The organism is Dehalobacter sp. DCA (assembly GCF_000305775.1).
In the GTDB taxonomy this organism is placed as follows: Bacteria; Bacillota; Desulfitobacteriia; order Desulfitobacteriales; family Syntrophobotulaceae; genus Dehalobacter; species Dehalobacter alkaniphilus.
Map to the genome: position 1 here is coordinate 2,587,448 of NC_018866.1, position 19,537 is coordinate 2,606,984.

A 19,537-nucleotide genomic window follows, 5' to 3' on the forward strand; every position below is an offset into this window, starting at 1 on the left:
TCAATCCTTACCGGACTGCTTGTCCTCTTTTATATCTTGCGCATCGTAAGCGTGAATAATGCTTTGTACAAGCGGGTTACGTACAATATCGTCCAAAGTAAAGTAATGGAAGGAAATATCTCCGATACCTTTCAGGATATGTTGTACTTCAATCAGCCCTGAATAATTACCGCGGGGAAGGTCAACCTGGGTAATGTCACCGGTAACCACTGCTTTGGAGGCAAATCCAAGCCTGGTCAGAAACATTTTCATTTGCTCCGGGGATGTATTTTGGGCCTCATCCAGAATAATAAATGAATCGTCTAGCGTACGCCCGCGCATATAGGCCAACGGAGCAATCTCAATCGTGCCTTTCTCAATATACCGCGCGGTCGTTTCCGGTCCAAGAAGATCATAGAGCGCATCATAGAGCGGCCTGAGGTACGGATTGACCTTCTCCTGCAAATCGCCGGGCAAAAAACCGAGTTTTTCTCCGGCTTCCACCGCAGGCCGGGTGAGAACAATCCTGTTCACTTCTTTGGCCCTCAGCGCCTTGACCGCCATGACCACCGCCAGATAGGTCTTTCCTGTCCCGGCGGGTCCGATGCCAAAGACGAGTGAATCCTTGGCAATGGCTTTAACATACTTGGCCTGTCCGAGCGTCTTGGGTTTGATCGGGCGCCCCCTTTGCGTCGTCGCGATGATATGGGTGAGGTTTTGAGCCATATCCTTCACGCTGCCCTCTTCCACCTGGGAAACAACATACGTTACATCGGCCAGGGTCAGTGTATTGCCTTTCCGAATTAAGTCCAGAAGCTGTCTGAGGACTGCTTCGGCAAGCTTGACCTGTTGTTCTTCACCTGAAATCGTCATCTCTTCACTGCGAAAAACAATCTGACAGCCGAGACGCTCTTCCAAAAATCTTAAGTTGACGTCCTCGAGACCGAACAGGTTTAATGCTTCTTCTTTATCTTTTAGGTTGAGTTTTGATTCATTACGCAAGTGTGAGTTCCTCCAAATGCAAAGATATTTGCTTATTTTTTATATACCGCGATATCTTCAAAGGTCTCAACTTCAACCCTGACATGTTCCGTTCCTTTTTTGGATGAAAGGATCCGGACTTTATCGTGCAGTACTTTGACCCCTGAAGGCAGTTTTTGTTTCAATTCCTCCCTGGCCAGGGTCTCGGCAAGCTTCTTTGCTTCTGCTGCTGTACGGCTTACATGTACTTTTTGAGTTTCTTCATAATGTACTTTTAACAATTCGACAGGAAAACGCCAATTCCTCCAATCGGGCAATGCATATGTGCAGGTTTCTTGGATCGAATCTGAATAGGGGCTGTCCTGATTCATTATCATTATTACACGATTATTTATTTTTATTCCCCAGCCATTGGTCCTATTTGCTGTCTTTTCCGTCCTGTCTTCTTCCAGGGGAATAATCTTGTCCGCGCTGTACCAGACCCTTGCCCGGACAAAGCCTTTGGCCGCCGGCGCATCGGTCGCGTTTTGTTTGGCTCTGTTCTGACCAGATACGTCAAAGCTGTATTCCGTCATTCCTCCTGCAGCCTTGATCAAAACCTGTCCGGCGGTAACCAGCTGTCCTTCAGCAATTAGCGCCTGCCCCTGAATGACGATCACATCTTCCACATAGCCTGTTTTGGCTGCCAGAAGATCTCCCTGGAATAAAACGGTTTGCGGCAGGGTTTTTTCCACGACTCTGATTTTGATATTCGTTCCGCGCTCTTCCATCGTCATCCAGACCAGGTCAGGCATGCTCTCTTGAACTTGTTTGCTCATCTGATCAAGGTCAAGGGAACTTTTCAGCACCCATTTATTTAAGCCGGCTTTCCCGGCTTCAGCAATAATCTGATTCGCTGATACCCTGCTGTTTCCTTCCACACTAATGGAAAGCACATACTGAGAAAGAACCGTGAGTGCTGCAATGATGATAAAAACACCAAAAATCAGACCCTTGCGTTTTTGCCAGCGTAGCGCTACAAACGGAAACCCGTATCTGTTCCGGATGTTGATTTTGATTCCTGCTTTTTTGGCTGCCTTGCGCAAACGCCTGAAATCTGCAGCATTGATCTCGGCCAAAAAGCTATCCGTCAATTTTTTTCCATTATAAAATTCAATCCTGTCTTTAAGCGCCTCATTAATAAATCCAGCTAAATTCTTACCCTGCGCTTGAATGGTTACCCTTCCGTGCAGGTACCTGCCAAATTTTCCGAACACCTTCAGCCCTCCCCAAAGCTTAGTCCGGTTAACCGGCCGCGGATACTGATCTCATGATCCTGCACAGCTGTAAGGATGAATTTATCTCCGTTAAGACAGAGTTTACCCTCGGAAGTCCGCAAAGTAATCTCCTGATCCGAAAATCCGACCACTTCATCAAAATATTCTATGATGATCTCACTGCGTCCGATAATGGTTATTTTAGGTCCGTTATCCAGGACATCCGTCGGAAACTCCAGGATCTCACCAGCATGTTTCTGAAGCCTTTTCAGCACGCTTACCACTCCCTTCATAGCATGTCTATGCATCAGGAGCAGAGAATAGTCCAAGCAGTTAGCGGGAGATCAGGAGAACAGCGGAGAACAGAGGGAAACGAAAGAACAGATTGGATGGCGCAACAGCCGAAGAGCCATTCAGGTACATGGCGTAAACCGTAAGTTTACCGTTAAAAAAACTGCCGCTTATTTAGCGGCAGTTTTTCACTACTCTTTTTTAGGAACCCAAGAGTCCTCTCACGACTTGATTCACAAGCTTCCCTTCGGCTCTTCCTTTTATCTTCGGCGTAATAATTCCCATGACTTTCCCCAGATCTTTGGGGCCTTGGGCACCGGTTTCAGCGATGATTTCTTTAGCTATTTCGCGGATTTCCCCTTCAGTGAGCTGCTGAGGTAAGTATTCCATTAGGATGGCGACTTCCTCTTCGAGCTCCTGAACTTTGTCGGGCCTGTTCGCGTTGGCAAACTGTTCCATCGCATCCCGCCGCATTTTTAACTCGCGGGCAAGAACCTCGATAACCTGATTATCATCGTTGAACTCCATTTTCTTGTCTATCTCAGCGTATTTGATGGCAGCCCGTACCATTCGGATAACAGAAAGTCTAACCTTCCCCTCCTCTTTGGCCTTCATAGCTGTCTTCATATCCTCAATCAGACGATCCTTCAGGGACAATTGGAGCCAACTCCCTTATTTGAATTTACGTTTCCGCGCAGCCTCAGATTTCTTTTTTCTCTTAACGCTTGGCTTCTCGTAATGCTCGTGTTTGCGAGCTTCCGATAATACCCCCGAACGTTGACAATTTCGCTTGAACCGGCGGAGTGCGGAATCCAGGGATTCATTTTTACCGACTCTGACTTCACTCATTTTTTATCCCTCCCTCCACTGGTAAATGATACGAAATAATTATAAAGGATGAATATGGACACGTCAAGCTGGAAGGAGCCTGCTTTTTTTGCATATCAAAACACAACTCAGTCCTAATCTGACGGTTTTTCCAAAAGATGTTTAGCCGATTTTCTTGCCCAGCGGCTTGCCGCCGATCAGATGATAGTGCAGATGTCCGACTTCCTGACCTCCGTCAGGTCCGCAGTTCACAACAACCCTGTAGCCCGATTCCGCGACCCCGAATTCTGCTGCAAGCTGCTTGATCAGGACAAAAATCCTGCCGGTCACAGCCATGTCATCTTCTGTCAGATCATTCAGACTGGTCAGGTGCTTTTTCGGAATAACCAGAATGTGAACAGGCGCCACGGGATTAATATCCTTAAAGCACAGAATGTCATCGTTCTCAAAAACAATGGTTGAAGGAATCTCCTTGTTGACGATTTTGCAAAAAATACAATTGTCCACGAACCGAACCTCCAATTTTGTATCCTTAATACCCTATCAACTCTAAACCTACATGTTCCTACTGTTTAGATTAATGTCCTTTGCTTCCGGGTTATTCGCTTTTCGCAATCACTGTCTTACTGAGAATTTGTTGGTCGCATTGCTCCAGCGTATCTGCAAAAGGAGTCAAAATATACAAAAAGACTGTACTGTCAAACTCCTTAAAATATCTCGCATAAATTCTTGTACGGGATGCAATCAGCGGGAAATCCTCCAGGCTGGTTTTTTTGAGCGGATTGCCGTACTGAATGTAAGCCCGACGGCTGCCTTCATATTTGTGGGCCGGACTGTTTACCAGGATGATTGCATCGATTTGTTCCCAGCCCTCATAACCCGCATACGGGACTCCGCTCTTGACCTCGGAGGAAAGAACATCCATTTTTTGCTGCTCGGCAGGGCAGCCCAGGCTGTCCAGGACCAGCTTCTTATAATCATATTCTGTTACAGCCATTATTTCACTGATATTCAGCTTTCCATCTGCAGAAAAACCATACTTGCTTTGCCCAGAGTTGTCCTTGATCAGATATCCCCCATAGAAGCTCGCATAATAAGGCGAATCATCCTTGTAAAGCGTGGACGAACCGTAATTCCAGCTGAACGCGCCAAAATTATAGAGTATCGACAGGGAAAGGTCTCTTCCGGTGTACTGTGAAAAACCTTCATTATCGTTAAACACCATGACAAACGGGTACCAGTCTTTTTCTTCCGTACTGGAACCACCCGGGATCTGAACAGAGACTTGCTGTTTATCCATCAGGCTCTTGGAATTTTCATATTTGGTGTAAGCCCACATCACCGCATAGCTTCGGACTTGTGCGTACAATGGTGCTTTTAATAATAATACACCCAGCGCAATGACTACAATTAACACAATAATAAGGGGCTTCTTCCAATTCCCGATCTTCTTCATTGTGGCTCCTTGTGTTTTGAGGATTATTTGTTAATTATTATATTATAAAATATTAGAAGATTAAACACCATTTGACAAATTGTGCTTTATTCAGCTTCATTGATTTCTCTGCTAGCAGCGTTTCCTGGGACAGAAACCAGATCCTCCTCACGGACAGCATAAGTGATGAGATCGCTCTCAGCCAGGCTGGACGGAATTCGAAGTTCCAGATAATTTCGGGTATGTCCGCGGGCTCTTCCGTCTTGATCCACATTCTCCAAAAGTACTTCAAGCTGTTTTCCAATAAATTTTCTCTCGTATTTTCTTCGGCTCTTTTGACCGATCTGAATCAGTTCCCTGACCCTGGCTGTTTTGATACGGTTGGGTATCTGCTCCGGCATATCCGCCGCGGGCGTACCGGGCCTCCGGGAATAAGGGAAAACATGAATACCGGAAAATTCGCAGCTCTCAATAAAACGCAGGCCGTCCTGATAATCCTGATCTGTTTCTCCGGGAAAGCCGACCATAATATCGGAGGCGATTGCCGCGTCTGGAACTCTGGCCCTTATCTGCTTCAGCAAAGCAGCATAATCCTCTATCGTATAAGGTCTGTTCATTTTTCCCAGGATCTTGTTGGAACCGCTCTGAAGCGGAATATGGAAATGGGGGCATACTGCTGCATTGGCAGCAATAACCTCCAGTAATTCCAGTGAAAACTCCATCGGTTCAATCGAACCAAGCCGGAGTCTCTTCATCCCCGGAAGTTTCACCAGCTCACTGACCAGAAGTCCCAGATTCATATTCTTATCGGTAAAGTCCCTGCCAAAGGCGCCGATATGAATACCGGTCAGTACAATTTCCTTGTATCCTGCCTTCAAAAGTTCCCTGGCCTCCCGGTAGACATTTTCAGGATCACGGCTACGTGACGGCCCCCTGGTATAGGGTACGATGCAGTATGTACAAAACTGGCTGCAGCCATCCTGAATCTTCAGCATGGCCCGTGTCCGGCTCTCACTTTTGATCAGCGGAAGCTCCTCATATTTCACGCTTTCCTCAAAACTTTTGACCTTGCGGAGAGGTCTTAAAGGTTCGGCCGGCTTCTTTGCTGAAGCACCGGCAGCACGTTCATCCTGAATATCGCGTAAAAACTGAAGCAGGGAACTCCGGTCCTGAGTTCCCATGATCAGACCAACTCCATCGATCCCTGCAACCTCATCAGGACTTAGCTGGGCATAGCAGCCCATGACAGCGATGATCGCCCCCGGATGATCCTTGACCATCTTACGGATGAGCTTGCGGGATTTCATGCTCCCTTTACCGGTTACGGTGCAGGTATTAATAATGATCATGTCGGCAGAATCAGCCTCCTGGACGGTCTTATAACCTTCACCGGCCAGCAGCTGAGAAAGTGCTTCGCTTTCAGTCTGGTTGACCTTGCAGCCAAGCGTCAGAAAACTTACCTTCAAGCCTTCTGCGTTTTTCATGTTTTCGGTTATCATCTGCTTATCTTCTTTATTCATACGCTTGGCTTCTTTTCCTCTTAACAATACAACATCCATCAAATAACTGCCCGAATAGAAAATATAAAAATTCTTCTGGCTTATGAACTAACATAAAATATGATCAAAGCATCTATCCAAGATCGCCGAAGTAAGCGAGAGCCATCACAAGAGCTGCCAGAGCTGCCGTCTCTGTCCGCAGAATACGCGGTCCCAAAGAGACACTCCTGGCCTGAAGTTTTTCCTCGGCCCAGGCCACCTCTTCCGGCGCAAAGCCCCCTTCGGCCCCGATAAGCACAGCAATCGGGTATCTGGGTTCATATCCCTGAAGCACTTCCTTTAAGGAGTGCGTCTTTTCATCTTCATAAGGAATCAGCCACTGCGTCTCTGCCGGCAGTAGTCCCTTCAGTTGCGTCCAATCGGCTACTTCCATAATTTCCGGTTCGATGACCCGGTGAGATTGTTTCACAGCCTCAGCTGCGATTCTTTGCCAACGGACCACCCTGTCCCGTGCTTTAGCTCCTTCCAGTTGCAGGACAGACCGTTTCGTCCTTAAAGGGATAAGTCCGGCCATTCCGAGCTCAGTCCCTTTTTGGATGACCCACTCCATCTTTTCTCCCTTGGCCAGTCCCATGACAAGGTATACCCTTGCCTTTGCTTCCACGTCAGGGAATTCCTCTTCAACAATTCTGCAGCAGGCTGAGTCCCTGGCTAGTTCTTCAATGACCCCGACCCACTGACCGCCGGAATTATCAAAGCCCATGACTTTAGCGCCGCATTCAAGCCGCACCACATGAGTCAGGTGATGAAGTTCTTCTCCGGTTATGTTAAAAGTGTCCTTTTCGCGGGACGAGATTTTAAAACGGTGCATAGGATTCCCTCTCTCGATACACTCAAGCAAACGTAGCTTTCAGCAGCACCCAGCCTGCATCTTCAAGCCTTCCGATACAGCGGAGGCCTGCCGCATTCATTTTTTCCAGTACATTGTCTTCCCGGGTATCAATGATGCCGGAAGCAAGAAGGATACCCTCCGGTTTCATCAGCTGAGGCAGGGAAGGCAGGAGTTCAATGATTACATCCGCGATGATATTGGCGATGACGACATCAGCTTTCCCCGTAAAGACCTCACCGAGGTTTCCCGTTTCGACCTTAATTTTATCTTCCATGTGATTCAGCGCTGCATTTTGCCGCGCAATCCGCACAGCCAGGCCGTCAATGTCTCCGGCCTGGACATTTGCGCCGAGCTTGGCGGCCGCCACAGCCAGGATCCCGGAGCCGGTGCCAATATCAAAGACGTCCGAACCTTCCTGAATATGGTCTTCCAGCGCCTCCAGGCAGAGAGCGGTTGTCGGATGGGTACCCGTCCCAAAAGCCATCCCGGGATCAATCTCAATGATGACCACCTGATCCTGCGTATCCGCCTGTTCCCAGGTCGGTTTGATCAGGAAGCGTTTGCCGATTCGGACTGGTTTAAAGTATTGCTTCCATTCATTCTCCCAGTCTTCTTCCTTCACCATCACGGAATTCGTTTCCACCATCCAGTCCGGAAATAATTCCTTGAAGAGCAGAAGTTCTTCCCGTAAGGAGGCGATCCTGGGACTTAAGCTTTCATCCTCCGGGAAATAACCCTTGACCACACACTTTCCCGTTACTTCTAAATCCGCATAGATGTGATAATCCCAGATCCCGGATTCAACATACCCTTTAATCAGCTCAGGCGATTCGACAACCACACCCTTGCTGCCTATCCGATAAAAAAGATCGGTAACAGCCTCCTCTCCCTCAGATGATACTGTTACCGCTATCTCAGTCCAATCCATTGCAAACTCCCTTTTCTCAGATCTTATTCGCCGTTAAACTGCAATTAACCGATAGCATCCCGGACATTATCCTTCACCTTGTCCCAAAGCGATTTTTTACCAAGCTGCTGGCCTTCGGTCGTTATTTTTCCAAATTCGCTGAGCAGCTCTTTCTGCCTTTCCGTGAGTTTGGTAGGCGTTGCTACAATCACCCTGACATGCTGGTCACCGCACCCGCTGCCTCTCCGGTAAGGAACACCCATTCCTTTGATTCTGAAGACTTTCGATGTCTGGGTTCCTTCGGGTATCTTTATTTTGACATCTCCGTGAAGGGTAGGCACGTCGATTTCATCACCCAGGGCGGCCTGAACAAAAGTGATCGGAATTTCAACGTAGATATCATTGCCGTTTCTCTGGAAGAATTCATCCTTCTTAACGAGCAGAACAACATACAGGTCTCCGGACGGTCCTCCTCTTTCTCCAGCCTCGCCATAACCGCTGTAACGCAGACTTAATCCATCCTCCGTGCCTGCTGGGATATCGACTTCGATCTTTTTAACTTCTTTCACTTTACCCTTGCCGTTGCATTTGCTGCACGGAGAGCTGATCATTGTCCCTTTTCCGCCACAAGCAGCACAAGTCTTGGTCGTAGCGATCTGCCCGAACGGTGTACGCTGAGTTGCCCTGATTTGCCCGGTACCGCCGCATTGTGAACACGTGGTCGGATTCGTGCCGGGAGCCGCGCCGCTTCCTCCGCACTCGGTACAGTATACTGAGACCGGAACTTCAATCTGCTTCTTTATGCCAAAGGCAGCTTCATGCAGCGTGATGGACAGATCATATCTCAAATCGGCGCCTTTCACCGGGCCTTTTCTTCTGGAGCCTCCGCCCATACCACCGCCGAAAAACATTTCAAAAACATCTCCAAGGCCGAAATCAGCAAAATCAGAGAAATCGCCAAATCCTCCAAAGCCCTGTCCGTTAAAGTCCACCCCGGAGTGGCCATATTGGTCATATTTTGCTTTCTTATCCGGATCGCTCAATACCGCATAAGCCTCGGTAGCTTCCTTAAAGCGTTCTTCCGCTTGCTTATCTCCCGGTTTGACATCGGGATGGTTTTCCTTTGCTATCTTCCTGTAAGCTTTTTTAATTTCATCCACGCCGGAAGATTTGCTGACACCCAGAACTTCATAGTAATCGCGTTTCATAATTTAAGCTGAAACTCCTCCCTAAATATCAATACAAGACCGCATGAGACATAAATAAGACCTGCATTCCTCCGAATGCCGAAGCAGGTCCAAAGATACTGCTGCACCCTTAGACCCTTTTGATTACCTATAGACTCTTTCTAATGTATCATTATACTACCATTATCATTAATATGTTAAGATTCAAGGCGCGTTGTACCGGTATTTAGCTTTGAGGCTAAATACCGGTACTTTTATGTTTCAATATCGTTATTATCTGCAGACTCTTCATGATTAATCGATTAAACAAATGATCTGATTAATACTGATTCTGTTTATTTATCCTTGTCCACTTCGGTATATTCAGCATCGACAACATTGTCATCTTCCTTGCCGGCTCCGGTATCCTGCTGTCCTGGATTTGGTCCCGCGTCAGGTCCCTGCGAACCTGCACCGGGTGCTCCCTGCTGTTGATACATTTTTTCCACAAACGGATAGAGGATTTTGGTCAGCGCTTCCGATTTCGCATTAATTTCCTGGACATTATCGCTGCCGGCCGTGGCTCTGAGTTCTTCAGCAGCCTTCTTGATCGCATCCCGCTCGGCGGCGTCGCCTTTGCCTTCAAAGTCCTTCAGGGTCTTTTCAGCCTGGTATGCCAGTGAATCTGCTTGATTTCTGGCATCAATCAGTTCTCTGGCCTGTTTGTCTTTCTCAGCATTGGCCTCGGCATCCTGACGCATCTTTTCAATTTCGTCTTTGCTTAAGCCGGTTGAAGCCGTGATGGTTACTTTCTGTTCGTTACCGGTTGCCATATCTTTCGCCGAAACGTGTACAATACCGTTTACGTCAATGTCAAATTTGACTTCGATCTGCGGCACACCTCTTGGGGCAGGCGGAATTCCGGTAAGCTGGAAGCGGCCGAGCGTCTTATTGTAAGCAGCCATCTCGCGCTCACCCTGAAGCACATGGATATCTACCGAAGTCTGGCTATCGGCTGCAGTCGAGAAGACTTGGGATTTGGTGGTCGGAATGGTCGTGTTCCGATCAATGATCCTGGTGAATACACCGCCCAGGGTCTCAATCCCGAGGGAAAGCGGGGCAACGTCAACCAGAACAATATCTTTCATTTCACCGGCCAGTACCCCGCCCTGGATAGCCGCGCCGAGCGCAACGACTTCATCCGGGTTAACACCTTTATGTGGTTCCTTGCCACTGATTCTCTTAATGGCTTCCTGGACTGCAGGGATTCTGCTAGATCCCCCGACAAGAATCACCTGATCGATTTCGTTGAAGGAAAGTTTGGCATCTTCCATCGCTTGACGGGTAGGTCCCATTGTTTTTTCGATCAAATCTGCTACAAGTTCTTCAAATTTGGCGCGGGTGATATTCATATCCAGATGAAGCGGCCCTTCAGCAGACATCGTGATAAACGGCAGGTTAATATTCGTCTGGGCAACGCCGGAAAGCTCAATTTTGGCTTTTTCAGCAGCTTCCTTCAGACGCTGCAGGGCCATCCGGTCTTTGGCAAGATCAACACCGTTGCTCTTCTTAAATTCGGCAACAATGTAATCCATTAAACGCTGGTCAAAGTCGTCACCGCCGAGAAGGTTGTTCCCATTTGTCGCTTTAACTTCGACCATTCCCTGACTCAGTTCGAGGATCGAGACGTCAAATGTTCCGCCGCCAAGGTCGTAAACGAGTACGGTCTGGTCATGTTCTTTGTCAAGTCCATAAGCCAGTGCTGCTGCAGTAGGTTCGTTGATAATACGCAGAACTTCAAGACCGGCGATCGTGCCGGCATCTTTGGTAGCCTGACGCTGGGCGTCGGTAAAATACGCCGGAACGGTGATGACAGCCTGAGTGACTGAAGACCCCAGATAAGCTTCCGCATCAGCTTTGAGCTTCTGCAGGATCATTGCAGATACTTCCTGCGGTGTATAGGATTTATCCATCAAAGTCACTTTATAGCTAGTGCCCATATGACGCTTAATCGAACTAACCGTGTTGTCCGGATTGGAAACAGCCTGGCGTTTAGCCACCTGACCTACCAGTTTCTCGCCGTTCTTGGAGAAGCCGACGACTGAAGGTGTAATGCGCGCTCCTTCAGGATTAGGGATTACAACAGGTTCACCACCTTCAAGTACTGCAACACAAGAGTTGGTGGTTCCTAAGTCAATACCAATTACTTTACCCATTTGATTTCCTCCTTGCAAATTCTCATATCGTATTTTTCGTTTCTTTCAACTCATATACTCTTTGATCATACTGAGATTTAGCTTAATACTATCAGCCTGAAACTTTGACCCGGCTGGGCCTGATCACTTTATCCTTCAGATAATATCCCTTTTGAAGTTCTTCCAGAATCATATTCTCCGGCTGGTCGGATTCTTCTTTCAGCAGGGCTTCGTGGAGATTCGGATCAAATTCCTGGCCGACGGTTTCAATGATTTTGAGCCCCTCATCTTCCAGAACTTTCACAAACATTCTTTCGATCATTTCCACACCCTGGGATAATGCTTCAAAATCTTTGTTTTTTCGACTGGAAGCAATCGCTCTTTCAAAATTATCGAGGACCGGCAGCAGGGACTGAATGACCCTTTCCGAAGCATACCGGGCAGTGTCTTCTTTTTCCTTCTGAGTTCTTTTGCGGAAATTGTCAAATTCAGCTTTCAGTCTTTGCATCTGGGCATAATAGTCTTCCGCTTTGGACTTATGCTCTTCGATTTCCTCACGCAGGCGCTGCAAATGATCGACAGGGTCAATCTCCTCAGTCAGGCATTCTTCATTCTCCTGCCCAATGTTCTGGTTTTCTTTATCTTCCTGAGCGTTTGCAGACGCTTGATTTGTTTTTTCTTTGTTCACGCAGTTGCCTCCCTTCTTGATCTAAGTCCGGGTCCTCTGGTGCCTCTCTGTCAGCAATTCGGTCAAGCTGTTTGTTCATATAGTCTACAATCGCAATCGCTTTGCCGTAATCCATTCTGGTCGGACCCAAAACTCCCACTGAACCAAACTGTTTCCCGTTAATCTGGTAGGTTGCAGATATAATACTGCAATTTTTAAATACCTGATCAGCATTTTCCGCTCCGATCATGATACTTAATCCTTTTTGATCATGACTTAGAAGCTCCTTCAGCTTATTGTTCTCCTCAAATACGGAAAAGAGACTTCGAACTTTATTGATATCCCTGAATTCAGGCTGATCAAGCATATTTAATGTCCCACCAAGGTAGACCCGTTCTTCGGACTCTCCATCCTTATCATCAAACATTCTTTCCAAAATACCCATCATTCCATCAATAATTCGGCGTTTTTTCGAACTTTATTGATATCCCTGAATTCAGGCTGATCAAGCATATTTAATGTCCCACCAAGGTAGACCCGTTCTTCGGACTCTCCATCCTTATCATCAAACATTCTTTCCAAAATACCCATCATTCCATCAATAATTCGGCGTTTTCTGGAGAGCTCGCTGTATATTTCGTTGATCAGGCCTTTTTTCAGATCCTGTACCCTGGTTCCGCTCATTTTCTGGTTGAAAATATTCGCCAGAATCTGAAGTTCCTCCGGGCTTGTATCCGGACCGATATCGACAATATTATTCTCTACCGAACCATTCTCTTTCACGGTCACCATGATGGCCTTCCCCTGCTCGTAGGGGAGAAAATACAAATTCTTTAGAATACCGCTTCGGCTTTTTGGTCCAAGTACAATACTGGTCAGGTTCGTCACCTGGGAAATAAGCTTTCCAGTGTATTCGATGACTTCCTGCACTTCGCTGAGTCTGCTGGTGATCTCCTGGTTGATATTTTTCTTTTCATCATGGTTCAGGCTTAAAGGGTCCATCAGATAATCGACATAATAGCGATAGCCTGAGTCGGAAGGAATCCTTCCTGCAGATGTATGGGGCTGTTCAATAAGTCCCAACTCTTCGAGATCTGCCATCTCATTGCGGATCGTCGCCGGAGACACCCCCAGCTCAAACTTTTTGGAAACGGTTCTGGAACCGACAGGCTCCGCGGTGGCAATATAATCCTGCACAATCGCTTTTAAAATCTTGTGTTTTCTTTCATCCATTTCCATCAAAGTGCCACCTCCGATTGATTTGTTAGCACTCTACTAAGGTGAGTGCTAATCATCTGAACATAATTTAGCATGATGGTAAAATAATGTCAAGAGGAATAATCATCGAATCGTGTACAATCCAGCTGCAATTCAGCTTAGAGCATCGTTAAATTTAGCTACAAAATGAAATCCACCAGAACCGCATTGAGCACGAAAAAGCAGGCAGGGTTAATTTTCAACCTGCCTTCGGCAAGCCGGAAAATATCTCTATCAATATAGTTTTGCAAAATTTGTCCATAAATATCCTGAATTTCTGTTTGAAATTTGGCAGAAAATTCTGCGGTGTCGATTCCATCTGCCGTACGCAGCCCCAGCATCATAAATTCAGAGATCTGCTGCTCTCTGGTCAGTACTTCGGTTGCCGAAGGGTCCAAAGGCCTTTGTCCAGATTCCAACATCCGGGTATAACCGGCAATATCCTCTGAATTCCTGGTTCTAACATTGTTCAGACATGAGACTGCCCCCGGTCCAAGACCTATATAATCCTGCCCTCGCCAATAAGACCGGTTATGTTTGCATTCAAAACCGGGCCTCGCAAAGTTGGAAACTTCATAGCGGCCATAGCCGCAGCTTTGAAGATAAGAAACCGCCCATTCGTACATATCGGCCTGCAAGTCATCATCCGGCAGACAATCCAGGCGATTCCGGCTGTTCAAGCCATCCAAGGTTTCTTTGCAGTCCGGACTGCCTGCCTGACTGTATGCATATTCTTTATGCAGCGGGGTATCTTCCTCAAGCGTAAGTGCATAGAGTGAAAGGTGTTCAGGCGACAATGCGATGGCCTGGCGAAGCGTATCCTGCCAATCTCCCATTTTCTGTCCCGGAAGTCCAAAAATCAGATCAAGGTTCAGGTTATCTATCCCCGATTGTCTAATAAGGGTGACGCTCCTGTGAATATCCTCCGCGGTATGGATTCTGCCGATGCTTTTCAGCAGATGGTCATCAAAGCTCTGAGCGCCGAGCGATATCCGGTTGATCCCGTACGTCCGGCAGAGCATCAATTTCTCCCGGTCGAGTATGCCGGGATTACACTCAATTGTTTTTTCTAGGACCTGACCGGTCCTGGAAGTATTGATACGGGGATCCCTTATCGGATCAGATAGTTCTATCGAGTCTGTCCGGCTCAGGGCCTTAAAATAATACCGGTAAATCAGACTCAGCAGCCGATCAAGCTGACTGGCATCCAGAACCGTGGGCGTTCCGCCCCCAATAAAAAGAGAAGAAACCCCCTGGGAGGCTTCCTTAGCTCGCAACTCAAGCTCCCGCTCCAGTCCGCGCAAATAGACGAAGACCAAATCGGAGGCCGGGTCTGATAATAACATATGGTCAGCCCCATCTACGCTACCGGATATTCTACTGTCTGCGATAATGGGAGCAGTATAAGGTACCGAATAGAATGCGCAGTAAGAACATTTTTTTACACAAAACGGAACATGAACATATAAAGAAGTCATACGAATCACCTAATACAACGATTTTTAATATTTACGTTCCCAAGCTGCAGACTAAGTCACCGTAATGGATGTCCAGCGCCAAGCGGAGCACGGCGACGGCGCAGGAGGTGCTGCCTAGGGTCTAACCCGAGCAAAGTAAATTAATCGTCCATCTTGAGCACTGCCATGAAAGCGTCCTGGGGTATTTCCACATTGCCGACTTGTTTCATGCGTTTCTTGCCTTCTTTTTGCTTTTCCAGCAGTTTGCGTTTCCGGGAAATGTCACCGCCGTAGCATTTGGCCAGAACATCTTTGCGCATAGCCCGGATATTCTCCCTGGCAATGACCTTGGCGCCGATCACGGCCTGGACAGGTATCTCAAACATCTGCCGCGGAATCAGGCTGCGCAGCTTTTCAACAAGTTTGCGTCCACGGGAATATGCTTTGTCTTTATGGACAATGAAGGAGAGTGCATCAACAATTTCAGCGTTCAGCATGATATCGAGTTTCACAAGATCCGCTTCCTTGTATCCGATTAGTTCATAGTCCAGAGACGCATACCCTTTGGTCCGGGATTTAAGCTGATCAAAATAATCATATACAATTTCGCTTAACGGAAGCTCATAATAGAGACTTACGCGCGAAGCGGTGATATAATCCATGTTCAGGAACGTACCCCTTTTCTCCTGGTTCAGTTCCATGATGGTGCCTACGTACTCGGAGGGTACCATAATCGTAGCCTTGACCACAGGCTCTTCAATCGATTCGATCTTTCCTTCAGGCGGCAGAAGCGCAGGGTTATCAATTAAGACCTGTTCCTTGGCTGTGGTATTTACTTTATAAACAACGCTCGGTGCGGTCGTAATAATGCTGAGGCCAAATTCCCTCTCGAGTCTCTCCTGGATAATTTCCATGTGCAGGAGACCCAGGAAACCACAGCGGAAACCAAAACCCAATGCTGCGGACGTTTCATTTTCATACATTAAACTCGCATCATTCAGCTGAAGTTTCTCCAGCGCATCCTTCAGCCTGTCAAAGTCGGAAGTTTCAACTGGATAAAGGCCGCAAAAAACCATCGATACCGCTTTGCGGTAGCCCGACAGCGGTTTCGCCGCCGCATGGTCGTTATCCGTCACGGTATCCCCGACCCGGGTATCCCCGACATTCTTAATACTGCCCGCGATATAGCCAACCTGGCCTGCCCTCAGCTCATCGACAATCGTCATTCCTGGGGTAAAAACACCAACTTCGGTGATTTCAAACATTTTTCCGGTGGACATCATCCTGATGTTCGTTCCTTTGGAGACTTTACCGTCAAATAATCGAATATAAGGGATCGCCCCTTTGTAGGAATCAAACTTTGAGTCAAAAATCAATGATTTTAAAGGTTCTTCATCATCGCCCTTAGGCGGAGGAATCCTCTTGACAATGGCTTCCAGGATCTCTTCGACCCCAGCCCCCATTTTGGCCGATGCGAGGATCGCCTCACTCGCGTCAATCCCAATCACATCTTCAATCTCCTGTTTGACTCTGTCAGGTTCTGCGCTTGGCAGATCTATTTTATTAATAACCGGAATGATCTCCAGGTCATTTTCCAAAGCAAGATAGACATTGGCAAGAGTCTGGGCCTCAATTCCCTGGGCCGCATCGACCACCAGCAAAGCCCCTTCGCAGGCAGCCAGACTCCGGGAAACTTCGTAAGAAAAGTCAACATGTCCGGGAGTATCGATCAGATTCAGCTCATAGACCTCTCCGTCTTTTGCCTTGTAGCGCAAACGGACTGCCTGCAGTTTGATGGTAATACCACGCTCCCGTTCCAAATCCATGGAGTCGAGAACCTGCTCCTTGAGTTCCCGGGTGGACATGGTTCCGGTATACTCAATCAGCCGATCGGCAAGAGTAGATTTGCCGTGATCGATATGGGCAATGATCGAAAAATTTCTGATTTTAGATGAAGCATTTGCCATGGATTTTCTTCTCTCCCCGAATATAATACCAGCACATCATTATACCAAACTACCGCCTTGAAAAGCAAGGCGGCTCCGGAATTCCGGGGGACAGGGGGAGTCCTTTTGTTCCCTTGTCCTCCTTATTTGCGTCGTTTGATCAGCATCTCGATGGCCATTTGGTACTCTTCCATCTTCAGCAGACGGGCAACAATAAAAAACACAAGCATGCCTACGAGTGCTCCACTGATTAAAACAATCGTCGAGCCCATTTTGCCAATTCCGACCCAAATGGTCAGCAGATTCGCCCAAATCATGACGACAGCTGCCATAGCCAAAGCGGCTGCCAGTGTTTTACTAAACACGGCTGCGATTCTGCGCCCGTCAATTTTGCCAAGCTTGCGGCGCAGTACGATAAACAGCAAGAGCATTTGCATAATGGCTCCGAGAGTTACAGCCAGGGCCAAGCCGCCGCAAGCCAAAGGACCGACTAAAATGTACATCCAGATTATGCTGACAGCCATGGCGACGAGACCAAGAATAACCGGAATCCAGGTGTTCTGCATTGCATAAAAAGCACGCGGCAGAATCTGAATAATAGCCTGAGCGGTAATCCCCAGCGAAAAATACAGCAGCGGCACAGCCATGATATCCGTATCCCCCGCACTGAATTCACCATGCTGGAACAGAACCCGGATCAAAGGAAAGCGCAGAACGACCATCCCAATCGATATCGGAACCGTAATAAAGATAATCAGCCGAATTGCACTCGAGATCGTCTCGAGAAAATCTTTGGCCTTTTTCAGAGCAGCCTGCTCTGTTAAGGTCGGAAAAACAGCGACACCGATGGCCAGCGCGAAGATGCCGACCGGGACTTGGAAAAGACGGTAAGAGTACCAGACCGCAGTCAAGCTTCCCGGATCAAGCGCAGAACCGAGGTTGGAATTCACAATGACCTGAAATTGATTCAAGGTGTACATGATAATCATCGGGACAGCCAAGACCATGATCTTCCGGACCCCGGGATGTTTCAGATCGATCATTGGATAATAGCGGAAGCCAACTCTGCGCAGGGAAGGAACCTGGACAAGAAAATTTACCGCAGCGCCGATCACGACCCCAAACGCAAAACCGGAGATACTCCGGGCTTCACCGGAATTAGCAAAAAGCGCCCCAAATAGGATGACACTGGCATTATAAAGAACCGTCCCCAGCGCGGATGGCCAAAATATTTTGTATGAGTTCAGGATGCCCATCGTAATCCCGCTCAAAGCCAGAATGACCGGCTGCAGCAGCAGGATACGGGTAAGATAGATGGTAAGTTCCTTATTCGCCGGACTAAATCCGGGCACCTGCAGCTCAATAAACTTCGGAGTCAGCAGCATGCCCGCGATAACCAGGATACAGAGCAGCAGAAATGTCGCATTGGTTACCGAGCTCACGACTTTCCATCCTTCTTTTTCCCTGCCTTTGGCAATATATTCGGACAGGACAGGGATAAAGGCAGCGCTTAAGACGCCTCCGACCAACAGCCAGTAAAGCAGGTCCGGAAGGATAAAGGCCGTATTATACGCGTCAGTAGCTGCCGTTTTTCCGAACAGTCCGGCCATCAGGGACTCCCTGACAAAACCGAGAAGCCTGGAAACAAGGTTGGCAGCCATCATGAAGCCTGCCGCTTTCATCATTTTTTGATTGTTTGTCATAATGATGCTGAAGGACCTTTCTATATACAAAGAAATGCACTTACTGCAAATTATATCATTTACCGAGATATTCCTTCAATACTTCGGCTATGGGTCCGGCTGCAGCCTGTGCTTCCTCCAACGTGTTTAGCTGACTGCCAATTTCCAGCAGGATGGCTCCGTCCGTGAGATACTGGTTATAGCGTGCTTCTGAGGCATAGCGGATTTTTGGGAAAAACAGTCCCGGGTATTTTTTCTCCGCAATCTTAATAATTTCACGCGCAATTGCATCGTTCTTTTCCCAGTTTTGATTTTTCTGACCGATCACAATCATGACTCTGGCACACTCCTGTCCGTTAATCTTTGCAGTATCTTTGCCCACCTGGGAAGGAAGTCCGTCCCGGTGAAGATCGATCAGCAAACGGGTTGTTGGGTTTTTCTCGAGCATTTTTTTTGCTGCGAGATAGGAATGATTGTAGGCCTGGATATAGACCGCATCATTAACCTCCTCGGAATGTGCCGTATTGATCCCTGCCTGGTTCAATTTTTCAGTCAATAGCTGTCCAATCTCCACAATATCTCCGTTTTCACCTCCAGCTGACCGGTCTGCACCGCCATCTCCCAAATAGGACTCTGCACTGTGGGTGTGATAGATGCCTACCAGGACATCCTGCGCACTTTTAACCGGTTCAGGATCATGATAAAACGGATTATCGAGGGGTTCGAGCAGCGGTCCCTCCATTTCAGGATCATTGGGATAATAGGCCCATCCCAGCCAGGTTGGCCCTTCGGAAGGAGGTGCATAGAAACTTAAAAAATACGTCCGAGCGTCGGATATGTTGACTCCGGTCAGCAAATACATTCCGATCCCTGTAGCAGCATTCCGTGTATCACTGATATAGGTTCGTTGTGGATAAGACATCCCCGGGGCGCCTTCCAGAAGTATAAGCTCAAACGGAAAACTTTTTTCAGACAATATTTTTATGGTATACTGAAAACTATCGTTGGAAATGCAAAAGTAAACAGAAAATACAAGCAGCGCCAAGAGTAGTATGACCCCAACAGCTTTCAGACGGGTATTCCAAAAAAACAGGATAAT

19 protein-coding genes are annotated in these 19,537 nt (G+C 47.6%); all 19 read right to left on the reverse strand.

Annotated elements, in window-relative coordinates; translation table 11 throughout:
- Positions 1 to 981 carry a PhoH family protein gene (locus DHBDCA_RS12495; protein ID WP_015044587.1) on the reverse strand — a complete coding sequence of 327 codons (981 nt, stop codon included), beginning with the start codon at positions 979 to 981 and terminating at the stop codon, positions 1 to 3.
- A gap of 32 nt (positions 982 to 1,013) precedes the next feature.
- The gene (yqfD, locus tag DHBDCA_RS12500; RefSeq protein WP_015044588.1) at positions 1,014 to 2,216 is read right to left on the reverse strand and encodes a sporulation protein YqfD; all 1,203 of its coding nucleotides are present in this window, start codon (positions 2,214 to 2,216) and stop codon (positions 1,014 to 1,016) included.
- Positions 2,217 to 2,218: 2 nt separating this feature from the next.
- Positions 2,219 to 2,491 carry a YabP/YqfC family sporulation protein gene (locus DHBDCA_RS12505; protein ID WP_015044589.1) on the reverse strand — a complete coding sequence of 91 codons (273 nt, stop codon included), beginning with the start codon at positions 2,489 to 2,491 and terminating at the stop codon, positions 2,219 to 2,221.
- A 217-nt stretch (positions 2,492 to 2,708) separates the two neighbouring features.
- Positions 2,709 to 3,164 (reverse strand): GatB/YqeY domain-containing protein, encoded by a 456-nt coding sequence (locus DHBDCA_RS12510; protein WP_015044590.1) that lies wholly within the window; start codon positions 3,162 to 3,164, stop codon positions 2,709 to 2,711.
- Between the two features lie 15 nt (positions 3,165 to 3,179).
- Entirely contained in the window at positions 3,180 to 3,356 is a 177-nt protein-coding gene (gene rpsU / locus DHBDCA_RS12515; RefSeq protein WP_015044591.1) for a 30S ribosomal protein S21, read from the reverse strand.
- A gap of 141 nt (positions 3,357 to 3,497) precedes the next feature.
- Complete coding sequence (locus tag DHBDCA_RS12520) at positions 3,498 to 3,842, reverse strand: histidine triad nucleotide-binding protein (protein WP_015044592.1); 345 nt, start codon at positions 3,840 to 3,842, stop codon at positions 3,498 to 3,500.
- A 91-nt stretch (positions 3,843 to 3,933) separates the two neighbouring features.
- Positions 3,934 to 4,791 (reverse strand): hypothetical protein, encoded by an 858-nt coding sequence (locus DHBDCA_RS12525; RefSeq protein WP_015044593.1) that lies wholly within the window; start codon positions 4,789 to 4,791, stop codon positions 3,934 to 3,936.
- An 86-nt stretch (positions 4,792 to 4,877) separates the two neighbouring features.
- A complete protein-coding gene (mtaB, locus tag DHBDCA_RS12530) occupies positions 4,878 to 6,329 on the reverse strand; it encodes a tRNA (N(6)-L-threonylcarbamoyladenosine(37)-C(2))-methylthiotransferase MtaB (protein WP_015044594.1) in 1,452 nt (483 codons plus the stop codon).
- A gap of 73 nt (positions 6,330 to 6,402) precedes the next feature.
- Positions 6,403 to 7,140, reverse strand: coding sequence for an RsmE family RNA methyltransferase (locus DHBDCA_RS12535; RefSeq protein ID WP_015044595.1), 738 nt, complete (start codon positions 7,138 to 7,140; stop codon positions 6,403 to 6,405).
- Positions 7,141 to 7,162: 22 nt separating this feature from the next.
- Positions 7,163 to 8,089, reverse strand: a complete 927-nt coding sequence (prmA, locus tag DHBDCA_RS12540) for a 50S ribosomal protein L11 methyltransferase (RefSeq protein ID WP_015044596.1) — start codon at positions 8,087 to 8,089, stop codon at positions 7,163 to 7,165.
- 44 nt (positions 8,090 to 8,133) lie between these two features.
- On the reverse strand, positions 8,134 to 9,276 hold the full coding sequence (dnaJ, locus tag DHBDCA_RS12545) for a molecular chaperone DnaJ (RefSeq protein WP_015044597.1): 1,143 nt from the start codon (positions 9,274 to 9,276) through the stop codon (positions 8,134 to 8,136).
- Between the two features lie 314 nt (positions 9,277 to 9,590).
- The gene (gene dnaK / locus DHBDCA_RS12550) at positions 9,591 to 11,450 is read right to left on the reverse strand and encodes a molecular chaperone DnaK (protein WP_015044598.1); all 1,860 of its coding nucleotides are present in this window, start codon (positions 11,448 to 11,450) and stop codon (positions 9,591 to 9,593) included.
- 91 nt (positions 11,451 to 11,541) lie between these two features.
- The gene (gene grpE / locus DHBDCA_RS12555; RefSeq protein WP_015044599.1) at positions 11,542 to 12,117 is read right to left on the reverse strand and encodes a nucleotide exchange factor GrpE; all 576 of its coding nucleotides are present in this window, start codon (positions 12,115 to 12,117) and stop codon (positions 11,542 to 11,544) included.
- Positions 12,068 to 12,523 carry an HrcA family transcriptional regulator gene (locus DHBDCA_RS12560; RefSeq protein ID WP_242825025.1) on the reverse strand — a complete coding sequence of 152 codons (456 nt, stop codon included), beginning with the start codon at positions 12,521 to 12,523 and terminating at the stop codon, positions 12,068 to 12,070. The genes grpE and DHBDCA_RS12560 overlap by 50 nt, the downstream gene beginning before the upstream one ends.
- Before the next feature lie 17 nt (positions 12,524 to 12,540).
- A complete protein-coding gene (gene hrcA / locus DHBDCA_RS12565; RefSeq protein ID WP_015044601.1) occupies positions 12,541 to 13,335 on the reverse strand; it encodes a heat-inducible transcriptional repressor HrcA in 795 nt (264 codons plus the stop codon).
- Between the two features lie 158 nt (positions 13,336 to 13,493).
- Positions 13,494 to 14,831 carry a radical SAM family heme chaperone HemW gene (gene hemW / locus DHBDCA_RS12570; protein ID WP_015044602.1) on the reverse strand — a complete coding sequence of 446 codons (1,338 nt, stop codon included), beginning with the start codon at positions 14,829 to 14,831 and terminating at the stop codon, positions 13,494 to 13,496.
- Between the two features lie 140 nt (positions 14,832 to 14,971).
- Positions 14,972 to 16,777 (reverse strand): translation elongation factor 4, encoded by a 1,806-nt coding sequence (lepA, locus tag DHBDCA_RS12575; protein WP_015044603.1) that lies wholly within the window; start codon positions 16,775 to 16,777, stop codon positions 14,972 to 14,974.
- Positions 16,778 to 16,899: 122 nt separating this feature from the next.
- Entirely contained in the window at positions 16,900 to 18,459 is a 1,560-nt protein-coding gene (gene murJ, locus DHBDCA_RS12580) for a murein biosynthesis integral membrane protein MurJ (protein WP_015044604.1), read from the reverse strand.
- A 55-nt stretch (positions 18,460 to 18,514) separates the two neighbouring features.
- Positions 18,515 to 19,360 (reverse strand): stage II sporulation protein P, encoded by an 846-nt coding sequence (locus DHBDCA_RS12585; RefSeq protein WP_242824913.1) that lies wholly within the window; start codon positions 19,358 to 19,360, stop codon positions 18,515 to 18,517.
- Positions 19,361 to 19,537 lie beyond the last annotated feature (177 nt).

What these genes read in the sequence shown, in the direction of transcription:
- rpsU (WP_015044591.1), bottom strand. Translation starts at nt 3,356, where the DNA reads ATGAGTGAAGTCAGAGTCGGTAAAAATGAATCCCTGGATTCCGCACTC.
- DHBDCA_RS12525 (WP_015044593.1), bottom strand. Translation starts at nt 4,791, where the DNA reads ATGAAGAAGATCGGGAATTGGAAGAAGCCCCTTATTATTGTGTTAATT.
- mtaB (WP_015044594.1), bottom strand. Translation starts at nt 6,329, where the DNA reads ATGGATGTTGTATTGTTAAGAGGAAAAGAAGCCAAGCGTATGAATAAA.
- DHBDCA_RS12535 (WP_015044595.1), bottom strand. Translation starts at nt 7,140, where the DNA reads ATGCACCGTTTTAAAATCTCGTCCCGCGAAAAGGACACTTTTAACATA.
- prmA (WP_015044596.1), bottom strand. Translation starts at nt 8,089, where the DNA reads ATGGATTGGACTGAGATAGCGGTAACAGTATCATCTGAGGGAGAGGAG.
- dnaJ (WP_015044597.1), bottom strand. Translation starts at nt 9,276, where the DNA reads ATGAAACGCGATTACTATGAAGTTCTGGGTGTCAGCAAATCTTCCGGC.
- dnaK (WP_015044598.1), bottom strand. Translation starts at nt 11,450, where the DNA reads ATGGGTAAAGTAATTGGTATTGACTTAGGAACCACCAACTCTTGTGTT.
- DHBDCA_RS12560 (WP_242825025.1), bottom strand. Translation starts at nt 12,523, where the DNA reads ATGTTTGATGATAAGGATGGAGAGTCCGAAGAACGGGTCTACCTTGGT.
- hrcA (WP_015044601.1), bottom strand. Translation starts at nt 13,335, where the DNA reads ATGGAAATGGATGAAAGAAAACACAAGATTTTAAAAGCGATTGTGCAG.
- hemW (WP_015044602.1), bottom strand. Translation starts at nt 14,831, where the DNA reads ATGACTTCTTTATATGTTCATGTTCCGTTTTGTGTAAAAAAATGTTCT.
- lepA (WP_015044603.1), bottom strand. Translation starts at nt 16,777, where the DNA reads ATGGCAAATGCTTCATCTAAAATCAGAAATTTTTCGATCATTGCCCAT.
- murJ (WP_015044604.1), bottom strand. Translation starts at nt 18,459, where the DNA reads ATGACAAACAATCAAAAAATGATGAAAGCGGCAGGCTTCATGATGGCT.
- DHBDCA_RS12585 (WP_242824913.1), bottom strand. Translation starts at nt 19,360, where the DNA reads ATGTCTTATCCACAACGAACCTATATCAGTGATACACGGAATGCTGCT.